Below are 18,536 nucleotides of genomic sequence, written 5' to 3' on the forward strand. Positions count from 1 at the left end.
TAGCCAGACTTGAAGAAAACTTAAGAATAAGGACTAAAACCCTTACATAATATGACTTATAGCGTCTGATAACGAATCCGAAGACCAGCGACCATCTGTTCTATCTGCTCTGTTAACCCTTCAATGAATTACCTCAACAATCTGCTGCTCAAATTTACTTTTGGGGATGACTGGGTTGTATTTAATAATGATTGATGCAGCAGGTAAATTCATTTTTACGGCTTCAACATTTGCCAAGGATTCCAACAAAGATTGTAACTGCATAGCATAGGATTCACGATGGTATAAATTTGAAATCCACAATCGAATCCTTCCAGGAGTATGGTGCATAATTCTATAATCATCTTCTGACTTTCTGGAATTTAGCAGACGCTTTACATATACCTCTGATTTCTGTCTTGCCTTTATAGAAACTGAGAAGCCTTCTTTTTCCTCTAAATAGTTTAGTAGATCCACGAGGAAATTCTGAATTAATACCAATCGTCTTCGCTCGATCAAATCTTCGATGACATTATAATTATCAATGGAATGAAGGGCATCGCGAATATTAATATAAAATGCCGATAACTGATTGCGACTACTTTTTATTTCTTCTTCAAAATGATAAAGAGAAACTGATTCAAATCCTGTAAAAATAGATTTGGATTCTTCTATAAAACTTGTTGGGCTTAAGCCTTCTACAAACCTCAGTCCCAGCGCTCTTTGCTCTGAAAAAGAAAAATAGAATGCCTCTTCTGAACTAAACTCATCGGAATTAGCAAAGGTCTCAGAGATTTTGCGAGCCAGCTCGATGACCCTTTTATCCCTTGTGTAGGGACCGTAGCGGTATATAATAAGCGACCATCCGAAATAGATGACAATCACATAGAGAATTTCTAGAGCTTCTGAAGAAAATCCAGCATAGCATTCAGAATCTTTGTTTTCTAAAGTCTTAGTCTGTTTTCCAGATAAATATCTATAAAGACTAGATTGTAGTTCTTCCGCAGCTAATATAAATGGATTTACATAGAGGGCAGCATTTTTGTCCCGCTCTCTTTCTTCTTCCTTTTGCTCTTTTTCTCGCCAGATTAAAACTGTCCAAAAGGCTGTACATACACCTGATATAATCGACAATAACAAGCCAATTTGAATAGATTCCATGGCCATCTACCCCGTTTAATTATATTTTTAGTATATAGAAATAACAGCTCCTTAATACATGAAATATAGTGAAATCACTTACTAGAATGGTGTTTGAGAGTGTACCCCAGCGCAAGCAACCCTATAGTTCCCTAACCAGTAAGGTCTGAGTTACTACTGAGTGGGTGACGGAGAGCCTAGAATCCTGTTAAGACAAGGCTCACAGCACTCAAGCGCTTTTTATGGCGCTTCAGGTTATTTCCAACCGGCTCGATCCATGATCTTCAGCGCTTCAGCGTTGTTACGGCCAAAAACCGCAGCGTTGAGTGGGTCGGCCTTGAAGGTGCCTAAACTGGCAAGTACCGGATCAACGGTGACTCCAGAGATCACTGGATATTCGTAATTCCCATTGGCAAAGATTGCCTGGGCTTCCCGGCTGACGAGATAGTCTAGCAAACGAATTGCCGCTGCCCGGTTCGGTGCATTTTTAACAACCCCACCGCCACTGATGTTAACGTGAGTGCCGCGATCGCCCTGATTGGGAAAAAACGACACCAATTTTAGCGGCAATGGCTCGATCCTCTGCTTTTTGAGACTTGGCTAACCGAACCACATAGTAAGTATTCACAAAGGTCAGATCAGCCAAGCCCGAAGCCACCGCTTTGATCTGGGACGTATCATTGCCTTCCGGAGGACGGGCAAAGTTAGCCACCAGTCCCCGTGCCCAAGCTTCCGTCTTCCCAGCCCCGTTCGCCGCCAGAATTGAACCCGTCAAAGATTGGTTGTATACGTTATTAGAAGAGCGGCAGATGAAGCGACCTTTCCACTTGGGGTTGGCAACTGCTTCGTAGGTGGAGAGTTCGGCAGGCTTAATCCGAGCTTTGTTATAGACAATGATCCGTGCCCGTTTTGAGAGGCCAAACCAATAGCCGTTCGGTTCCCGCAGACTAGCCGGAATTGCGGATTGCAGGATCTGCGATTGTATGGGCTGGAGAAGACCAGCGGACTGTGCCCGCCAGAGATTCCCAGCATCAACGGTGATCAACAGATCGGCAGGGGTATTAGCCCCTTCACTTTTGATGCGCTCAATCAGCTTGTCAGCCTCGGCTTGGACAATATTGACCTTAATTCCGGTCTTGCGGGTGAAATTCTCGTAGAGCGCTTTATCTGTATCGTAATGACGTGCCGAGTAGAGGTTGACGACACGACTAGCTTGGGCGTTGCCCACAGGGGGACGACCCAACTGATCCGCGGCAACCGCCGCCATTGCTGCCCCAGAGGCTAAAAAAACCACGTCTCGAAATTTGCATTGCCGATCCAACTTGCTCCTGTGTAATCGCAACAACCTCAAGAACAGTTCAGCCAGAACCTGTCCTTAAAGTATTTACCTTATTGAGATTAATTACTAATTGGTAGGTTAAAGTAATCCAAAATTTTGTCAAGACTATAACCTGATCGGCATTCACTTTTCCCAGTTGATTACCGTGCTGTCAGGGTTTCACATCTTCATATGCGGTTTGGATGCGCAACAGCTTAGTGATCTAGAGAGTGATCTAGTGGCCTGTCAATTTTCTATTTGTGGATCAAGACCCTTGAGCCGAAGGCGGGCATCAGCTGATGTGAATTGCCCATCGACTGAATTTCTGCGATTGATTACCCTCAAATGTACCTAGGCTGAGGTTATAGAGATGACAGCGTATACATTTCCTGTGGGCACTCCGGTTAGCCGTTGCGTCCTCTGTTTAGATACTATTTACCTCCGACCGACCTAGTTCCAAAGGAACGGCTCAGCCTCAGGTTGGCATCATCCCCATAGATGCACCTAAAATTCATCATCCGGGGTTGATCCCGCACTGGCCTCTTGATCTCGCTTTGACCCTAGCAACTCTAGCCGTTCTACCCGAATCACTGGCTTTGAGCGGCTGGCACCTGTACTGCGGTCTTTCCAATGTTCAAACTTCAAGGCGCCTGAGATGCCAATCTGACTCCCCTTGCGGACGTAGTTAGCGGCAACTTCTGCCTGTTTACCCCAGAGTTCTAGATTAAACCAGTCAGGTTGCTCATTGTTGCGGCTTTGGCGGTTCACCGCTAGGGTGAGGTTACAGACTACACTCCCGGACTCAAAGTATTTAACATCTGGGTCTCCACCCACTCGCCCGACCAGAGTTACATGATTGAGGCTCATATATCGTCCGCACTGAAGGTCAGCAACTCTACTTTATCGGAATTGATTGCAGGCTGGACAGTGACATCTGAGAATTGCTGCAAACCATCAAATTTGGGGAACCTGCTACCACTTGCTAGAGCACAGTGATAGAATCGAGTCTCAAGCTAGGGGTGCCTTGCATCGGCTGAGATTATACCCTGAGAACCTGAGCCTGGGTTATACCAGCGGAGGGAAGCTGTTTATTGAGGAACTGAATATGCGGACAGAATGGGTCGCCAAGCGTCGGGATCAAGTTAACGTCACGCAAATGTATTATGCCCGCCAGGGTGTGATTACCGAAGAAATGCACTACGTGGCGCAACGGGAAAATCTGCCAGCAGATTTGATTCGGCAAGAGGTAGCACGGGGACGGATGATTATCCCGGCTAACATTAATCACACAAATCTCGAGCCAATGGCCATTGGCATTGCCTCGAAATGTAAAGTCAACGCCAATATTGGGGCATCCCCGAATTCCTCCAGCTTGGATGAAGAGGTTGCGAAGCTGCACCTAGCGGTGAAGTATGGAGCAGATACCGTCATGGATTTGTCCACGGGCGGTGGCAATCTAGATGTTATTCGTACCGCGATCATTCAAGCCTCTCCGGTACCCATTGGCACCGTTCCCGTGTATCAAGCCCTGGAAAGTGTGCATGGCCAGATTGAAAAGCTCACCCCCGATGACTTCTTGGATGTAATTGAAAAGCATGCTCAGCAAGGGGTTGACTATCAAACCATCCATGCCGGAATCTTGATAGAGCATCTACCGTTGGTGAAAACGCGCCTCACTGGGATTGTCTCTCGCGGGGGTGGCATCCTGGCTCGCTGGATGCTTCACCACCACAAGCAAAATCCCCTTTACACCCACTTCCGGGACATCATTGAAATTTTCAAAAAGTATGATGTTTCTTTTAGTTTGGGGGACTCTCTCCGTCCCGGTTGTACCCACGATGCCTCGGATGCCGCCCAGTTGGCTGAACTCAAAACCCTAGGAGAACTGACCCGTAAAGCTTGGGAAGATGATGTCCAGGTAATGGTGGAAGGTCCCGGCCATGTACCGATGGATCAGATTGAGTTTAATGTCCGTAAGCAAATGGAAGAATGTTCCGAAGCTCCCTTCTATGTTTTGGGTCCTTTGGTAACTGATATTGCTCCGGGCTATGACCACATTACCTCAGCAATTGGAGCGGCCATGGCTGGCTGGTATGGTACAGCCATGCTCTGCTATGTCACGCCAAAGGAACACCTAGGGTTGCCCAATGCTGAAGATGTCCGCAATGGCTTGATTGCTTATAAAATTGCTGCCCATGCAGCGGATATTGCCCGCCATCGTCCTGGTGCCAGAGACCGAGATGATGAGCTTTCCCGCGCCCGCTATAACTTTGACTGGAATCGTCAGTTTGAACTGGCTCTTGACCCCGAGCGGGCGAAGGAGTATCACGATGAAACCCTGCCCGCAGATATTTATAAGACAGCAGAGTTTTGCTCCATGTGTGGACCGAAGTTCTGTCCGATGCAAACCAAAGTTGATGCCGATGCCCTGACGGAGTTAGAGAAATTCTTGGCTCAGGAACAGATGGCTCAGGTTTAGGTCAACCCTGGCGATCGCCAAATTGCATCCGCTACCCGGCAGACATCCCGCATTGCAGCCAGATCATGGACTCGCAGGATGTCTGCTCCCCCTGATATCGCCCCACAACAGGCAGCTGCGGTGCCCCACACCCGTTTTTGGGGTTCCGGTTGGTTAAGAATCGCCCCCAAAAAGCTTTTGCGCGACGGCCCCACCAGTAAGGGATACCCCAAAGCCCCTAACTTGGGGAGCGATCGCAGAATTTCCAGGTTTTGTGCCCCTGTTTTTGCAAAGCCAATGCCGGGGTCGAGGATGATTTGGCTGGGCTGAATGCCATGGGCGATCGCTGCGGCTGCCCGAGATTGGAGCCACGCGGTAATTTCTACCATCAAGTCTGCATACTCCGTTAACTGCTGCATGGTTTGGGGGGTACCCCGCGAATGCATCAAGACAATCGGCACCCCTAAAGCGGCGATCGCGGGGAGCATTTCTGGATCGTAGGTTGCCCCAGAAACATCATTGATCAGATCTGCGCCTGCCTGTACGGCTGCCCTTGCCACGGCGGCGCGGGTTGTGTCCACGGAAATCGGTACTCGCAGATCCAGACATCCACCTCGTAGCGCTTGCACCACTGGCACCACCCGACCCAGTTCCACCTCCAAGGAGACGGTTGCCGCTTGGGGACGAGTCGATTGTCCGCCAATATCCAGCAAATCAGCCCCAGCCTCCACCAGGGATTGGGCCTGTTGGACAGCGGCTTCTACGGTTTCAAACTCCCCCCCATCGCTAAAGCTGTCGGGGGTAATGTTGAGTATGCCCATGAGATAGGTGCGTTGCCCCCAAATCAAGGGATGATGTCGTCGGATCAAGGTTGCGGCTGTTTTCACAGCAGGTTGAGATAGCTCTGACATGGCATCGATTGTCAATTCCCAACCTAGAGTATCCAAGATGGGACTAAGTTAGGATATGATTGATCTTCTGGATTCTAAATTTCTTAAAATATTTTTAGAAGCCCCCCGGCTTTAGCCTGCGGACTTTAAGGGTGATGCAGGCAATACGGACAACCACGACGGAGATAGCTAGCAGGAAACAATTAGCATGGTCAATCAGGAACTGATGGTAAAAGATGTCGGCTTCACACATGAAGACTTTGCCGCCCTCCTCGACAAATATGACTACCACTTTAGCCCTGGGGACATTGTTCCGGGGACGGTGTTTAGTCTTGAGCCGAAGGGCGCTCTGATTGACATCGGTGCTAAAACTGCTGCTTACATCCCCCTTCAAGAAATGTCCATCAATCGTGTGGACAATCCTGAAGAAGTCTTGCAATCCAATGAAACCAGGGAATTCTTTATCCTGGCTGATGAAAACGAAGATGGGCAGCTCACCCTCTCGATTCGTCGCATTGAGTATATGCGGGCTTGGGAACGAGTACGTCAGTTGCAAGCAGAGGATGCAACTGTACGATCCGCAGTTTTTGCCACCAATCGCGGGGGGGCTTTGGTTCGGATTGAAGGGCTGCGGGGCTTTATCCCTGGCTCCCATATCAGCACCCGAAAGCCCAAGGAAGAATTGATGGGCGAGGATTTGCCCCTGAAATTCCTCGAGGTGGATGAAGAGCGCAACCGCCTAGTGCTCAGTCATCGTCGTGCCCTCGTTGAGCGCAAGATGAACCGCTTAGAAGTGGGTGAAGTGGTGATCGGTACGGTTCGTGGTATCAAGCCCTACGGTGCATTTATCGATATCGGAGGTGTCAGCGGTCTGCTGCACATTTCTGAAATTTCCCACGACCACATTGATACCCCCCACAGTGTGTTCAATGTCAATGATGAAGTCAAGGTGATGATCATTGATTTGGATGCAGAGCGAGGTCGGATTTCTCTTTCCACCAAGCAACTGGAGCCTGAACCGGGTGATATGGTGAAAAATCCCCAGGTGGTTTACGAAAAAGCTGAGGAAATGGCTGCTAAATACCGGGAACGGATGCAAATTCAACAGGCAGGCGCTGTGGCACCGGTTGAAGCTGAAGCTGAACCGGAAGTCGTGATTGAAGAACTACCCAGTGCGGAAGACACTGAGTAATCGGGATGGCTGCCTAGATGCTCCTTCGGTGTGGTCATCAACTTTTCTCTGGCATTGCAGGGGTCTTCTTTGACAAGGACGGTACCCTCACCACCTCAGAAACTTATCTCGTCCAGCTAGGCCATCAGCGGCTCCATTCCATTGTGGCGCAGGTTCCCTCTGTACGAGGTAGGCTTTTAAAAGTCTGGGGACTGGAAGACGAAGATCTAGATCCAGCAGGGCTCTTGGCAGTTGGCAGTCGTCAAGCCTGCGAGATCGCTGCGGTGCTGGAAATGACGGCCTTGGGCTATCCCTGGGTGTGGGCTGCTGACGTTGTCCAGTCCGCATTCCTGGCAGCCGATCAAGCGTTACCCCGAAAAGCTAGTTGCACCCCCTTACTCCCTGGAATTTGGGAACTGCTTCAGACATTGAGGGCGGCGAATCTGAAGCTCGGGATTCTGTCTGCGGATACTCCGGCGCTGGTGGCAGATTTTGTAGACTACTATCAATTAGCAGACCTATTTCACCTATGGATGGGGTCAGAAACACAACTGGGAAAGCCAGATCCCCATTTTTTCTGGCAGGCCTGCCGAGTACTAGAGGTGCAACCCTACGCCACCCTGATGATCGGTGATGCGGCGATCGACATACAAATGGGGCGGGCAGCTGGGACAGCGGGTTGTGTAGGCGTAACTTGGGGCTGGAATCGTTCCCTCGATCTGTTAAGCGCCGATGTGATCCTCACCCATCCTCAGCAGCTGGTAGTCTCCCAGAATTGACGGTTGCATGTCTGAGAATGTTCTCAGCTGACTGAACCTGCACATTAGAAATTCTAATCATTGGATTCAAAGCTAGACCTTGTGACGACTGGAGGCTAATCTCCTTGCCCATCCGCCACATTCCCCAGCTCACTAGGTCGCCTTAGGTAGTATAATCGCTCAAATGTCGTTGCTGTCTGTTTCGCCAAAGAGAGGATACTTGTTTGTCTCGACGCTACCTCTTTACCTCTGAATCCGTTACCGAAGGCCATCCTGACAAGATCTGCGATCAGATTTCCGACACGATCCTGGATGCACTTCTTGCTCAAGACCCAAGCAGTCGAGTTGCGGCTGAGGTGGTTGTTAACACTGGCCTGGTCTTGATCACAGGGGAAATAACCACCCAGGCCACTGTGAATTACATCGATCTGGCTCGGAAGAAGATTACCGAAATTGGTTACATGGGTGTGGACAGCGGTTTTTCTGCCAATAGCTGTGCCGTGCTGATTGCCCTTGATAGTCAGTCTCCCGATATTGCTCAGGGTGTGAATACCGCCCATGAGCACCGGGAACAAGCCAGTGATGAAGAACTGGACGCAATCGGAGCTGGTGATCAGGGGTTGATGTTTGGGTTTGCCTGCAACGAAACGCCGGAGCTGATGCCCCTGCCGATTAGTTTGTCCCATCGAATTGCCCGCAAACTCGCAGCGGTGAGGAAAACGGGGCAACTGCCTTATCTGCGCCCGGATGGCAAAACCCAGGTCACTGTTGCCTACGAAGATGGATGCCCCGTGGGCATTGATACGATTCTGATTTCAACCCAGCATTCCCCGACCATTGGTGAGATCTCCGACGATGCTGCGGTGCAGGCCAAGATTCGAGAGGATCTCTGGACACTGGTAGTGCAGCCCGTGTTTGGGGATATTGAGATCAAGCCAGATGCTACGACTCGATTTTTGATGAATCCGACGGGTAAGTTTGTCATTGGTGGCCCCCAAGGAGACTCCGGCCTAACTGGACGCAAGATTATTGTGGATACCTACGGTGGTTATTCCCGTCATGGCGGCGGCGCTTTTTCCGGGAAGGATCCCACAAAGGTTGATCGCAGTGCTGCCTATGCCTGTCGCTATGTTGCCAAAAATATTGTGGCCGCAGGCTTGGCAGACAAGTGTGAGGTGCAGTTGAGTTATGCCATCGGGGTGGCTCGCCCAGTGAGCATTATGATCGACACCTTTGGCACCGGGAAAGTAGAGGATGATCTGTTGTTAGAGCTGGTGAAGCAGAACTTTGAACTGCGCCCTGCTGGAATTATTCAGGCATTTAATCTCCGCTATCTACCCAGTGAACGGGGGGGACGCTTCTACCAGGATGTTGCCGCCTATGGTCATTTTGGTCGCACAGATCTGGAACTGCCTTGGGAGCAAACGGACAAAGCAGCCCTGTTGCAGGAAGCTGCAAAGCAGCCCCTTTCCATTACGGGTTCCAGAACCTAAACCCCCAGTCCCAATCGCCCCGCATCGTTGGGGGTTGGGAGCGAGATCCCAACTCCCAACCGTATAGGAACAGTCAGGCCATGTCAGCATGACCACTCCTTTCTCTAGGGGTTTAACGATCGATGAAGAAAGCTTTCCAAGGTTTCCAACTGAAGATTAAAAACCGCCTGCAATTGCTCAATTTCATTCGTTGTACAGAAAAACTCATGGGCAAGTAAGACTCGCAGGGTTCCTAGTTCAGCATGGGTTTTGGGATTAAATAACCCAATCACGGTTCTGATGCTGTCAAACCCCAGTAAAGGAGTCTGCATCACCATTGGCTCTCGCTGCATCACTCGGCCCAAAATTTTAGGAATTTCGCCGCGATGGAGGACTTCCGGGCCACCCACAGCAAAAATCTGATTGCAGGCACCCTGGGTCGTGGGAGCGGCGATCGCGATCTGAGCTAAGTCATCGGGGCTAACAATTGAGGTGCGATGCTGGGGATTCCCAATCAAAAGATAGACCCCGGTCTGGCGAAATTGTTGGGCCACAGAGAGCAGACTGGAGGCAAAGCTCGCAGGACGCAAAACCGTATAGTTCAGTCCGCTGCTGACCAGATATTTTTCAACGGCTCGTTTAGCCTTAAAAACCGGAGCATCGTCATAACCTTGATCAACGCCAAGAGCAGAAACAAAGACGAAATGTTCTACCCCCTCGGCTTTCGCTTGGTCAATGAGGTCAATATTGGCTTGATAGTCAATCGCTTGCACGTCCCCCTCGGCAGCTTCACTGGCACTATGGGTACTGATGACGTACTGAATGCCCGTGCAGGCTCTTTGTAGATCCGGCGATCGCAGCAAACTGCCAATGCAAATCTGTGCCCCCCGGTGCTCTAATTCGGCATAATTAGCCGTTAATCGGACTAAGGCTCGCACAGGTTGAGATTGTTCACGCAATAGCCGAATCACTCTACGGCCTAATCCGCCTGTGGCACCAGTTACCAAAAACATGGCGATCGCATCCTAAAGTTCAACAATGACGGGGGCATGATCACTGGGTTGGAGCTGCTTCCGAGGGGTGATGTCGATCCAGCATTGTTTTGTGCGCTCGTAAAGGGCAGGGGTCAGGTAGTGATGATCAATCCGCCAGCCCAGATTCCGCCGAAACGCAGCAGCTCGGTAATCCCACCAACTATAGTGTCCAGCTTCAGGCGTGAACTTGCGGAAGGGGTCTGCAAATCCCAACTCTAAAATCATTTGTAAGGCTTGACGCTCCGGTTCCGTTGCCATGATGTGATTGTGATAGGCAACGGGGTCATGAATATCCCGATCCTCGGGAGCAATGTTGAAATCTCCGCAAATCCAGAGATGGGTAAACCGCTGTTGCAACTGTTTGAGATACTCCCGCAAAGCCCGCAACCAAGTGAGCTTAAAATTATACTTCTCACCTCCTGCAGTGCCGTTGGGAACATATAGGTTCACCACACAAACGTTGCCAACTACCCCGGCAATCACCCGTTTTTGCTCGTCAAAAATGGCCGCCGTCTCCGAACCTAGGAGGGGAGCAAAGCCCGTCTTGATATCTTTTAACGGAGTGCGGCTGAGAATCGCGACACCGTTGTAGCTTTTCTGCCCGGAAATATAGAGGTGATAACCCAAGTCTAAAAACGGGCGATTGGGGAAAGTCAGCATCCACCACCTTGGTTTCTTGTAGGCATAGCACATCGACTGCATTCTCCTGGAGCCAACCTTCCACCTGCTCCAGTCGGGTGCGAATTGAATTAACATTCCAGGTAGCAATCTGCATGGGATCAATGGGTCTTGGGAATCAACTGCAAATCAACCTTCAGAAGCCTGTCGCCTCCAACGGAGCCAGAGCCTACTAGACAGGGTAGATGGTTTCTTGACCCCGTTGCAACCGCCCCCTGTGATGAAGTGGATGGTCTACTTAGGAAACTCAACCAGGCGATCGCCGCCAGACCTTCACCGTACTATCTTTACTGCCACTGGCCAACAGTTGTCCATTGGGACTAAACGCGGCAAACCGGATGACCCCCCTCATGTCCCTCCAGAGTTTGTAAGAATTCGTAGGTGAGCGCTGACCACAGTTTAATGGTTTTATCGGCTCCACTGCTGGCCAGGAGTTGCCCATCAGCACTGAAGGCCACGGAGCACACCTCGCCTGTGTGACCCGAAAGGGTGTGCCGGAGCTGTAGGGCAATGGCCCCCGGTCGTGTCGGCATCGACCAAAGTTTCACGGTTTGATCGACACTGCCACTGGCCAACAGAGCCGTCTGATGGGATAAGCCCAGCGGATGAAAAGCAATGGATCGCGCGGCGTGGGTCGAACCTGAAAGGGTATGTAGAAGCTTTCCCGTTGCTAGTTGCCAGATCTTGATCGTTTTATCATCCCCAGTACTGGCAAGAAATTCCCAATAGGGGCTAAAAGCCACGGTGTTAACACTGCCCTGGTGTGCCAAGAAGGAGTAAATGATCGTCCGTGTTTGTAAATTCCAAATTTTAATTGTTTGGTCATAACTACCACTGACGAGGGTTTGACCCTGGGGACTCAGAGCTACCGTGGTGACGGCACCTGTATGGGCGGTCAGGGTATGGAGCAAGTTCCCTGAGGCAAGTTGCCAAAGCTTGATCGTTTGATCAGCACTACCACTTGCCAATAGCTTACCGTCGGCACTGATGCTGAGGGTGGTGACAGCACCCGTATGTCCAGATAGGGTATACAGCAGTTTTTGAGTCTCGAGATGCCAGAGTCGAATCTTCGTGTCGGCACTGCCCGTAGCTAAGAGCTGTCCCCCTGGGCTGAAGGCGACGGTATTCACCCAGGCCATCAGATCGGGATTCCCCGCCAAGGTCAGGATACATCTCCAGGGGGGGTACGGGATCAGTTGAGCAGGGCGCGAGGGTCAATGGCATCGCCCCTCCTGGATCACCAGACCGTTCTCCAAGGGGGGTAGCGATTGGATTCAGGGCATCCAGCGGTTGGATCTGAACCAGATCAGGGTTCGAGATCAGGGCGCTTGCCGAGGGGGAGGTTGTTCTCCTTATCTGGGTCACCGTTGTCTGTGCTGTCACCTCCTCCAGCACCTCTGCGACCGAACTATAGCGATAGACAGGCACCTTCGCCAGCATTTGATTCAGAATCTGAGCTAGCTCGCCACTCACGGGAGTTGGGGTATACCGCTGCCAGATCCAGGTTTCAGTTAAGTCGTCAAACAGGTTTTGGGGCGACATCTGGGTGAGCAAATGAATACAGGTCGCCCCCAGACTGTACAGGTCGCTGGCAAAGAGAGCCTTGCCCATCGCTTGCTCAGGAGCTGTATATTCTGGCGTACCGATTTGGGTGCCCGTGTGAAACGGTGAGGATGTGGTGATTACCTTGGCAGCTCCAAAATCAACCAGCACCATTTGTCCATCGGAGCGGCGGCGGATAATGTTGTCAGGCTTGATATCTCGATGGATCACTTGGTGCCGATGGATAAAAGCCAGCACTGGTAGCAGGTCGGTGAGCAACTGCCAGATCTGGGCTTCGCTGAACACCCCCCGCTCCCACAGTTCATCTTCTAGGTTTTGGCCGTCAATAAACTCCTGGACTAAATATTGGTACTGATCTTGCTCAAAATAAGCCAACAACCGGGGAATTTGGGGGTGGTGACCCAGTTCGTCGAGGCGGCGAGCTTCTTGTTGAAAGAGTTCTGCGGCTTTCTTGGCACTCTCAGGGTTGTCTTCATTGGGTAAGAAAAACTTGCTTGACCACACAGGGCTGGGAACCAAACTCCTGCTCTTCTACTGCGAGAAAAGTTCTGCCAAAGCCCCCTCGCGCTATCAAGCTTGTAGCCCGATAGCGATCTTGCAACAGCAGCTTGGCCCCACAATTTTGGCAGAAGTTTTTTCCGTCCAAGATTCTGTGGTTTTTTGGCAGTTGGGTTGGAGGCAGTAGTTCATAGGCGGCGGGGAATGTCAGGGGCTATCCCCAGTCACAGCAGGCATTAATTTAATTCTGCCCTTACCCTTTGGTTTTTGAATGGAGAGTAGGTGTCAATTCAACGTCTTGAACAAAAGTCTGGCCAGGGTTGACAATACCACGTAGACCGATCCTTCCTACTGGCGCCACGCTGACTCTGTGCCGATGCGTATCCTGTTTACCATTCCTCACTTCTTTAATCCCAGTCTCGGGGGGAGTCATAGTTCCCAACGAGCTGTTCCCCAGCAACGTCTCCAGGCGATCGCCGCCTGCATTCATGCCCTACACCAGCTGTTTAGTAAGTCCCAATGCCTGATTCAGGTGGGGCAGCGGCTGGCGGTAGCAGCCAATCGTCCCCAAGGTCACGACATCAAGGTTGTGATTTGCACCACTCAGAACCACCACCTGCTGGAGCAGCTACCGGTTTTATCCCACCTGTATGAACACCACCCGACCCAGGCAGAACCAATGTTGTTGGGTTTTGAAGCCCATACCGTCTTGAAAGCAGGTCTGGGGAGGTACGATTATTACTGTTTTCTAGAGGATGACCTGATTCTCCATGACCCCTGGTTTTTTAGTAAATTGAGTTGGTTTACGAGCCAGGTTGGTGCAATGAGCCTACTGCAGCCCAATCGCTATGAAGTCGCTGAGCGAGATCTGGTTAGCAAAGCTTATGTGGATGGAGATTTGAATCCTTGGGTCACCGAACCCTATCAAGACATCCAACAACAGTCCGAAATCAGCGGCATGGTTTTAGGGACACCCGTTACCTTTCGCAGAGCTTTAAATCCCCATTCGGGTTGTTTTTTCCTCAATGCGGAGCAAATGGAATCCTGGGTGCAGCAACCTTATTTTTTGGATCGGGAGACTCGTTTTGTTGGCCCCCTAGAGAGTGCGGCTACCCTGGGAATCATGCGGGCGTTCCGGATCTACAAGCCAACTGCTGACTGTGCCAGTTTCCTGGAAATTCAACATGCGGGACGACAGTTCCTCAGTTTAATTGGCAATCAAGTTCGGATGGCACTTTGAAATGACATGATTCCAGAAAAAACGCCCTCGGAAATTCCAAAAACTTGCAGGCTTGAGGCAAAATCAGCAGAGGTAGAGGGAGAAAGACGCTCCTGGATGATCCACGCTTCGAGAAGGACCACTTTGTCAGGGTAAGGTCAACGCTGAACCGATGAAGGATCGTGGGACTCCAGCGGCTCTAGCTAGGTCAAGAGTTGCAGCGACAACCTATGAGTGACTGTTCTACGAATGAGTGACTTTTCTACGAACTCCTGAGCGAGTATCAGAAGTCCAAACACTTGCAAGCCCCAGCAGGAGGCCAAAATCAGCCTACCGCTTTTTTTAAGTGACAATTAACGTAGTAAAGTGAAGCAATGCCAAAACCGCGTGAATTTTGGTAGCCGCCCTACCAGACAAAGGACAGTGTATGAGCGAGAAAGAAGTTTTTGAGAAAGTCCAGAAAATCGTATCTGAGCAACTTGGTGTGGATGTGGGTGAAGTCAAGCCCGAGGCTAGCTTTGCCAACGATCTCGGGGCTGATTCTCTGGATACCGTGGAACTGGTGATGGCTCTGGAAGAAGAGTTTGATATTGAAATCCCCGATGAAGCAGCCGAAGGGATTGCGACGGTGCAGTCGGCTGTGGATTTCATCTGCAAGAAAGTTGCTGTTTGATCCAGGGATAGGTCTGGGGGGTGCTCCATGGTTCAACAGCGGCAATCCCCAGGCTATTAGGTCTTAAATGTTTGCACTGAAGTCATGACCAATTCTGTTCCAAAAACGGTTCCGGGTGAGCAACATCAGCGCGTTGTCGTTACGGGCTTGGGTGCCCTGACCCCCATTGGCAATACTCTGGCAGAGTATTGGGAGGGGCTGCTCAGTGGACGTAATGGCATCAATGCGATTACCCTGTTTGATCCCTGCCGCCATGATTGCCGGATTGCTGGAGAAGTGAAGGGATTTGATCCCCTTGACTATCTGGAGCGTAAAGAGGCCAAGCGTATGGATCGCTTTGCTCAGTTTGCGGTCGTGGCCAGCAAGCAGGCGATCGCCGATGCCCAACTCAATATCGATGACCTGAATGCCGATCAGGTCGGGGTGATGATTGGCACTGGGATTGGCGGACTGAAGGTTCTGGAAGATCAGCAAGAAATCTACCTGACTCGAGGGCCAGACCGCTGTAGTCCCTTCATGATTCCGATGATGATTGCCAACATGGCAGCAGGCTTGACCGCTATCCACACGGGGGCAAAGGGGCCAAATTCTTGTTCGGTCACGGCCTGTGCGGCTGGTTCCAATGCCATTGGCGACGCGTTTCGCTTTATTCAGCGGGGATATGCCCAAGCCATGATCTGCGGTGGCACGGAGGCAGCGGTCACCCCTCTGTCAGTTGCTGGTTTTGCTGCGATGAAGGCAATGTCAACGCGCAATGATGATCCTGCCCATGCAAGTCGCCCCTTTGATCGCGATCGCGACGGCTTTGTTCTCGGAGAAGGATCTGGGATTCTGATCCTGGAATCCCTAGAGCATGCCCTGGCTCGAAATGCTCGTATCTATGCTGAAATCGTGGGCTATGGGTTGACCTGCGATGCTTACCACATCACCTCACCCGTACCAGGGGGGGCAGGAGCGGCTAAATCTATGGAACTGGCGCTGAAAGATGGGGGGCTGACTCCCGATCAGGTGAGCTATATCAATGCCCATGGGACGAGTACCCCCGCCAATGATGCCACGGAAACGGCGGCGGTGAAGAAAGCCCTGGGTGAAGCCGCCTATCGCGTGGCCATCAGTTCGACCAAGTCCATGACGGGGCACCTTCTCCGGGGGGTCTGGGGGCATTGAGGCAGTGGCGACGGTGATGGCGATCGCCCATGACCGCGTGCCACCGACCATCAATCTTGAGAACCCCGATCCTGAGTGTGACCTTGACTATGTGCCGCATCACAGTCGATCTCAGTCGGTGGAAGTAGCCCTATCCAACTCCTTTGGATTTGGCGGACATAACGTCACGTTAGCTTTTAGGAAATACCATCAGAAATAGCCCAGACTGTGTCCAATCAAGCCCCAAGTCGTCATTGAGTAGTAGAAATTATGGCTCTTGCAACCCAATCCCTCGAACAACTTTGCATCAACTCGATTCGCTTTCTGGCCATTGATGCCGTCGAAAAGGCAAAGTCTGGTCACCCTGGTCTGCCAATGGGTGCAGCACCAATGGCGTATGTGCTGTGGACCCAGTTTATGCGGTTCAATCCTAAAAATCCTGCCTGGTTCAACCGCGATCGCTTCGTGCTATCGGCGGGTCATGGTTCCATGTTGCAGTATGCCCTGTTGTACCTGAGCGGCTACGACAGTGTCACCCTTGACGATATCAAACTATTTCGGCAGTGGGAATCCAACACCCCCGGTCACCCTGAAAACTTCATGACCGCTGGAGTGGAAGTCACCACCGGCCCCCTGGGGCAAGGGATTTGCAACGGGGTAGGATTGGCCATGGCTGAGGCACACCTCGCCGCCAAGTTCAACAAGCCAGATTGCTCCCTGGTGGATCACTACACCTATGTGATCTTGGGAGATGGTTGCAATATGGAAGGCATTTCCGGAGAAGCCTGCTCTCTAGCTGGACATTTGGGTCTGGGCAAACTCATTGCCCTCTATGATGATAACCACATCTCCATTGATGGGGATACCGCCGTCTCCTTCACCGAGGATGTGGGCAAACGGTTTGAAGCCTATGGTTGGCACGTCCAAGCAGTTCCCGATGGAGACACCAACCTAACTGCGATCGCCGATGCCATTGCAGCCGCCAAGAGCGTCACCGATCGCCCCTCTTTGATCAAGGTCAGAACTACCATTGGCTATGGTTCTCCCAACAAGGCCAATACCGCAGGGGTACACGGAGCTGCCCTGGGGGCGGATGAGGTGAAACTCACCCGTGAAAACCTCGGCTGGAGCTATGACCCCTTTGTGGTCCCAGAGGAGGCGCTGAATCATTTCCGCCAAGCTGTCACCCAAGGTGCGGCAACGGAGGCAGCTTGGAATCAAGTCCTGGCGGCCTATCGTACTCAGTATCCCGAGGAAGCAGCGGCATTTGAACGCTACGTTAGTGGCAAGCGCCCGGAGGGTTGGGAAAAATCTCTGCCGACCTACTTGCCGGAAGATAAGGCCTTGGCCACCCGCCAGACCTCGGAAAAAACCCTCAATGCGATCGCCGGTGTACTGCCGGAATTGATCGGCGGCTCGGCGGATCTGACTCACTCCAATCTAACCCTACTCAAGGGTTATGGCGATTTTCAGAAAGGCTCCTATCAAAATCGCAACCTCCGTTTTGGGGTGCGCGAACATGGGATGGGTGCAATCTGTAATGGCATTGCCCTGCACAACTCTGGGTTGATTCCCTACTGTGCGACCTTCTTGGTCTTTGCCGATTACATGCGAGCAGCCATTCGGTTATCGGCCCTTTCTCAGGCAGGGGTTGATTTACGTCATGACCCATGACTCCATTGCCCTGGGTGAAGATGGCCCCACCCACCAGCCTGTTGAAACCATCGCTTCCCTGCGCGCTATTCCGAACCTCATGGTGTTCCGCCCTGCCGATGGTAATGAAACCTCGGGGGCTTACAAGGTGGCGATCGAGCGGCGGCAACAGCCCTCACTGATGGCGATGTCCCGTCAGGCTCTGCCCCAGTTGGATGGCTCCTCAATTGAAGGTGTGGCTCGGGGTGCCTATATTGTCTCCGATAGCCTTGACATCCCTGATGTGATCCTGATTGGCACGGGCAGCGAAGTTCACCTGTGTGTTCAAGCTGCTGAGAAACTGCGGACCGACGGCCACAAAGTCCGAGTCGTCTCTATGCCCTGCTGGGAACTGTTTGAGGAGCAAGATATCCACTACAAACAGGCGGTGCTGCCCAAGGAAACCAAGAAGCGCCTGGTTGTCGAAGCTGCGTCTAGTTTCGGCTGGTGCCGTTACATGGGTTCGGAGGGGGCAATGATTAGTGTCGAGCGCTTCGGGGTTTCTGCCCCCGGTGGTCTGGCCATGGAAAAATTTGGCTACACCGTCGATAACGTCGTTGCTCAAGCTAAAACACTCCTTGCTTAGTCGTCTGTCAACGTTTAGTGGATGGATAACGGTGTTGTGAGGGGGTTTATAATTCCCCTCACAAAAATCTTGAACGATCTCTAGATGTCACTTGCTGACTGTGATCGGCGAGAGAGGGACGTAAGAGCAAAATGCCGAATCATGGTTTATGAAGGTGATTTGGGTGAATAGCCGCCTGGGTGATTTATAACCGCATTCTTCGTGTTTGATGTTTCGTCACCCATTCCCCTTTTCTAAATCCCAGGTGGCTAAGAAGAGGGG

The 18,536-nt window shown here is 51.4% G+C and carries 12 protein-coding genes, 5 pseudogenes and 1 riboswitch; of the genes and pseudogenes, 8 read left to right on the forward strand and 9 right to left on the reverse strand.

Annotated elements, in window-relative coordinates:
* Nucleotides 1–120 precede the first annotated feature (120 nt).
* The 3 genes and pseudogenes from DO97_RS11985 to DO97_RS11995 all read right to left on the reverse strand — a co-directional run bounded on the left by DO97_RS11985 (nucleotide 121) and on the right by DO97_RS11995 (nucleotide 3,304).
* Nucleotides 121–1,140: an HMA2 domain-containing protein gene (locus DO97_RS11985; protein WP_036533666.1), complete on the reverse strand. Its 1,020-nt coding sequence runs from the start codon at nucleotides 1,138–1,140 to the stop codon at nucleotides 121–123.
* A 234-nt stretch (nucleotides 1,141–1,374) separates the two neighbouring features.
* A pseudogene (locus DO97_RS11990) lies at nucleotides 1,375–2,386 on the reverse strand (Fe(3+) ABC transporter substrate-binding protein).
* 555 nt (nucleotides 2,387–2,941) lie between these two features.
* The gene (locus tag DO97_RS11995) at nucleotides 2,942–3,304 is read right to left on the reverse strand and encodes a single-stranded DNA-binding protein (protein ID WP_036533667.1); all 363 of its coding nucleotides are present in this window, start codon (nucleotides 3,302–3,304) and stop codon (nucleotides 2,942–2,944) included.
* Nucleotides 3,305–3,442: 138 nt separating this feature from the next.
* A riboswitch (TPP riboswitch) is annotated at nucleotides 3,443–3,536 on the forward strand.
* Nucleotides 3,537–3,542: 6 nt separating this feature from the next.
* Here DO97_RS11995 and thiC point away from each other — a divergent pair.
* Nucleotides 3,543–4,916 (forward strand): phosphomethylpyrimidine synthase, encoded by a 1,374-nt coding sequence (gene thiC, locus DO97_RS12000; protein ID WP_036533846.1) that lies wholly within the window; start codon nucleotides 3,543–3,545, stop codon nucleotides 4,914–4,916.
* Here the strand turns inward: thiC and folP are convergent.
* Nucleotides 4,913–5,806, reverse strand: a complete 894-nt coding sequence (folP, locus tag DO97_RS12005; RefSeq protein ID WP_052128675.1) for a dihydropteroate synthase — start codon at nucleotides 5,804–5,806, stop codon at nucleotides 4,913–4,915. The genes thiC and folP overlap by 4 nt on opposite strands.
* Before the next feature lie 187 nt (nucleotides 5,807–5,993).
* Between folP and DO97_RS12010 the strand changes: the two genes are divergently transcribed.
* The 3 genes from DO97_RS12010 (at nucleotide 5,994) to metK (ending at nucleotide 9,207) form a co-directional block, all read left to right on the forward strand.
* Nucleotides 5,994–6,977 (forward strand): 30S ribosomal protein S1, encoded by a 984-nt coding sequence (locus DO97_RS12010; protein ID WP_036533668.1) that lies wholly within the window; start codon nucleotides 5,994–5,996, stop codon nucleotides 6,975–6,977.
* Nucleotides 6,978–6,994: 17 nt separating this feature from the next.
* Nucleotides 6,995–7,735: an HAD family hydrolase gene (locus tag DO97_RS12015; RefSeq protein ID WP_036533669.1), complete on the forward strand. Its 741-nt coding sequence runs from the start codon at nucleotides 6,995–6,997 to the stop codon at nucleotides 7,733–7,735.
* A 203-nt stretch (nucleotides 7,736–7,938) separates the two neighbouring features.
* Nucleotides 7,939–9,207, forward strand: a complete 1,269-nt coding sequence (gene metK, locus DO97_RS12020) for a methionine adenosyltransferase (RefSeq protein WP_036533670.1) — start codon at nucleotides 7,939–7,941, stop codon at nucleotides 9,205–9,207.
* Nucleotides 9,208–9,311: 104 nt separating this feature from the next.
* On the opposite strand, the gene DO97_RS12025 is transcribed toward metK, so the two are convergent.
* The 5 genes and pseudogenes from DO97_RS12025 to DO97_RS26610 all read right to left on the reverse strand — a co-directional run.
* Nucleotides 9,312–10,199, reverse strand: a complete 888-nt coding sequence (locus tag DO97_RS12025) for an SDR family oxidoreductase (protein WP_036533672.1) — start codon at nucleotides 10,197–10,199, stop codon at nucleotides 9,312–9,314.
* Between the two features lie 12 nt (nucleotides 10,200–10,211).
* Nucleotides 10,212–10,995: pseudogene (xth, locus tag DO97_RS12030) on the reverse strand (exodeoxyribonuclease III).
* A gap of 150 nt (nucleotides 10,996–11,145) precedes the next feature.
* A complete protein-coding gene (locus DO97_RS24415; RefSeq protein ID WP_072016435.1) occupies nucleotides 11,146–11,250 on the reverse strand; it encodes a WD40 repeat domain-containing protein in 105 nt (34 codons plus the stop codon).
* Nucleotides 11,219–12,058, reverse strand: coding sequence for a WD40 repeat domain-containing protein (locus DO97_RS12035; RefSeq protein WP_072016436.1), 840 nt, complete (start codon nucleotides 12,056–12,058; stop codon nucleotides 11,219–11,221). The genes DO97_RS24415 and DO97_RS12035 overlap by 32 nt, the downstream gene beginning before the upstream one ends.
* Nucleotides 12,059–12,299: 241 nt before the next feature.
* Nucleotides 12,300–12,965, reverse strand: a pseudogene (locus DO97_RS26610) (protein kinase domain-containing protein); the annotation flags it as partial.
* A gap of 370 nt (nucleotides 12,966–13,335) precedes the next feature.
* Between DO97_RS26610 and DO97_RS12045 the strand changes: the two are divergent.
* From DO97_RS12045 to tkt, 4 genes and pseudogenes are all read left to right on the forward strand, one after another.
* Nucleotides 13,336–14,199 carry a hypothetical protein gene (locus DO97_RS12045; protein WP_036533674.1) on the forward strand — a complete coding sequence of 288 codons (864 nt, stop codon included), beginning with the start codon at nucleotides 13,336–13,338 and terminating at the stop codon, nucleotides 14,197–14,199.
* A gap of 406 nt (nucleotides 14,200–14,605) precedes the next feature.
* Complete coding sequence (gene acpP, locus DO97_RS12050; RefSeq protein WP_036533677.1) at nucleotides 14,606–14,851, forward strand: acyl carrier protein; 246 nt, start codon at nucleotides 14,606–14,608, stop codon at nucleotides 14,849–14,851.
* Nucleotides 14,852–14,935: 84 nt separating this feature from the next.
* Nucleotides 14,936–16,217, forward strand: a pseudogene (gene fabF, locus DO97_RS12055) (beta-ketoacyl-ACP synthase II).
* Nucleotides 16,218–16,267: 50 nt separating this feature from the next.
* Nucleotides 16,268–18,275: pseudogene (gene tkt, locus DO97_RS12060) on the forward strand (transketolase).
* Nucleotides 18,276–18,536 lie beyond the last annotated feature (261 nt).

It is taken from the genome of Neosynechococcus sphagnicola sy1, assembly GCF_000775285.1.
GTDB classification, from domain to species: domain Bacteria; phylum Cyanobacteriota; class Cyanobacteriia; order Neosynechococcales; family Neosynechococcaceae; genus Neosynechococcus; species Neosynechococcus sphagnicola.